General features: G+C 37.3%; 1 protein-coding gene and 3 pseudogenes. All 4 read right to left on the bottom strand.

All coding sequences use genetic code 11. The features are described 5' to 3' along the window. A pseudogene (locus tag V514_RS20950) lies at positions 1-122 on the bottom strand (IS21-like element ISCbo2 family helper ATPase IstB); the annotation flags it as partial. Beyond that, positions 119-994: pseudogene (istA, locus tag V514_RS0101480) on the bottom strand (IS21 family transposase); the annotation flags it as partial. The pseudogenes V514_RS20950 and istA, both read right to left, overlap by 4 nt. A 95-nt stretch (positions 995-1,089) precedes the next feature. Continuing rightward, positions 1,090-1,812 carry an IS21-like element helper ATPase IstB gene (istB, locus tag V514_RS0101475; protein ID WP_035944115.1) on the bottom strand — a complete coding sequence of 241 codons (723 nt, stop codon included), beginning with the start codon at positions 1,810-1,812 and terminating at the stop codon, positions 1,090-1,092. Then, positions 1,805-2,232: pseudogene (locus V514_RS0101470) on the bottom strand (IS21 family transposase); the annotation flags it as partial. The gene istB and the pseudogene V514_RS0101470, both read right to left, overlap by 8 nt.

The following is a 2,232-nucleotide window of genomic DNA, read 5'->3' as shown; positions in this document are numbered from 1 at the left end:
ATGAAGGTTGTTTGATTAGCGATACTGAAGTCGATGACTTCATCTAAATGCAGTGCCATTTGCTTCAATTTTAGATATTCTAAATTTGAAAGTAATTGTTTATAGTTTGTCTGAGATATCATTTATCGTAGGCCTCCCCAATAATTTTAAGATTCTTTTTGGCTAATTCATTAATATCTGGATAGTTACGTAATGAAAGTTGTAGGGTTTCTCGATAGTCTGATTCTCGTATATTTAATTTATTGTTAGTCACTTGATGTTGGGCAATACACTTCATGTTATAATAAATCCATAATTGATCATCATGTTTTTGGATACCTACTTTCTTTCCAATGTACTCGGGTGGGACTGAATACTGATTGGATTTATAGGACACCATACTTGATGTATTAACTCGCACAAGTTCATGCTTGATGCGATAAGAGCTCTTGATTTTTTCCGCTGGTAACGGGAGAAGAGAGCTCTTTTCTTGTTCTAACGCAAATATAGGAATTTTCCCGGTTCCTTGATGATAGGACTGATTAATTCGATTGTTTAATTTCTCAACGAAATCATACAGTTCATTCAAGGTCAGCTGACCTTGATATGCGTGAATTTCATCTAGAAACTTCATTTGAGTTTCGACTTTTCCTTTCGTTTTAGGGCGTCCTGCTTTGCACGGATGTACCTTAAAGTTATAATCCTTCGCAAATTCTTCAAAGCGTTTATTTACTTTTCCTTTGTAGTACTCTGTTCTCGCTTCATCCATGACTGTTTTTAAATTGTCTGTCACGATTTCTTGAGGCACACCACCGATTTTTTCGAATGAATCCGCTAAAAATGAGAAAAGAATATCTTGTGTTTTATGAAGTGTTAACGTAAATATTCTGAATCTCGAATAGCTCAACACTAGCGCTGCTACATTCACTTCAACTTTTTCTCCATCTTTTGTTTCGAATACAAGACTTTCTTTCCAATCAAATTGTGCTTGATAGCCAGGAGGTGTTTCAAATCTTGCTTCTCCTTTGTTAGATGGCATTTGTGTTTTGCAAGAGAAAAGTGCAGAGAATTGCAACGAAAAATACAGAGTGTTGCCACCCAATATTCCCCCTATTTTCTCGACAATGCGTTTGTTAAACGGAAGCTCTGGCCCGTGTACGAAATAATATGGGCATGGTGAATCAAACGATCCACCAGAGCTGCCGTTAAACGCGAATCCGAGAAAATGCGGTTCCACTGACTAAATTCTAAATTTGATGTGATAATCAAGCTCTTTTGTTCATAGAACTCTGAAATAATTTGAAACAGTAATTCTGCTCCTTCTTTGCCAAAAGGCAAATAACCCATTTCATCTAAAATCATTAAATCAACTTTTTCTAATTTACTTCTAAACTGCTTCATTTTCCCCGCATGCAGGGCTTGCTCTAATTCCTCAACTAAATGTGAAACGCGATAAAAACGGACTTCAAATCCACGCTCGCAAGCCTTTCTACCAAGTGCTGAAGCTAAATGTGTTTTACCTGTGCCAGGTGCGCCAACTAAAATGACATTCTCTTTTCTCCGAATGAAATCTAGCTGCTCTAATTCTTCCTTTGTTAAATGGTTCGGTAGACAAATGTCTTTATGCCACTGATAGCTTTCAAGCGTCTTCGTATCAATAAAACGTGCCTGTTTCAAATTACGTGCTATTTTGGCTTGCTCTCTGCCTAACTGTTCTTTTAATAAAATTTGATAAATATATTCTTCCGGCTCCGTAAAAGGTACTTCTTTAATCGCTTCTGCCACATGTGCCAATCTCAATTGCTTACAGAGTGTTAAAATCGCTTCATTCATGATTCAACGCCTCCGTTCCTTTTGGCGATAAGGCGTCATATTCTGTCCAATTTACACCGTAAGGGTGTTCTGCTTCCTCAGCCTCACGGCCAATATAATCATAGAAATTTTGGTCGATGTCATTCATATCATGTGTAAGTAAAAGTGTCAGTAATTCATTGATTCGTTGCTTTCTTACCGCAAGTGAAGGGACGGTTAAATATTCCTTAATGCGCGTTGGTAAATAATTCGCATAACGCGAATGCCCTACAACACGTGGCTTTTTCAACCAATCTTTTAAGATTTCCTTCCATGGAATAAAACGACGTTTTCTCATATAAGGACGTGCGTCAGATAATAAAATTTCACCATCATTTGTAATGACTTTAAACGAATCCCAATAGGTCAAACAAGAGAGTTGGACGTAGTTCCTTGCTCTTG

The organism is Kurthia huakuii LAM0618 (genome assembly GCF_000505545.1).
In the GTDB taxonomy this organism is placed as follows: domain Bacteria; phylum Bacillota; class Bacilli; order Bacillales_A; family Planococcaceae; genus Kurthia; species Kurthia huakuii.
The sequence above is the reverse complement of the archived record's forward strand: the minus strand, read 5'-3'. Positions and strand labels throughout refer to the sequence as shown.

What these genes read in the sequence shown, in the direction of transcription:
- istB (WP_035944115.1), bottom strand. Translation starts at nt 1,812, where the DNA reads ATGAATGAAGCGATTTTAACACTCTGTAAGCAATTGAGATTGGCACAT.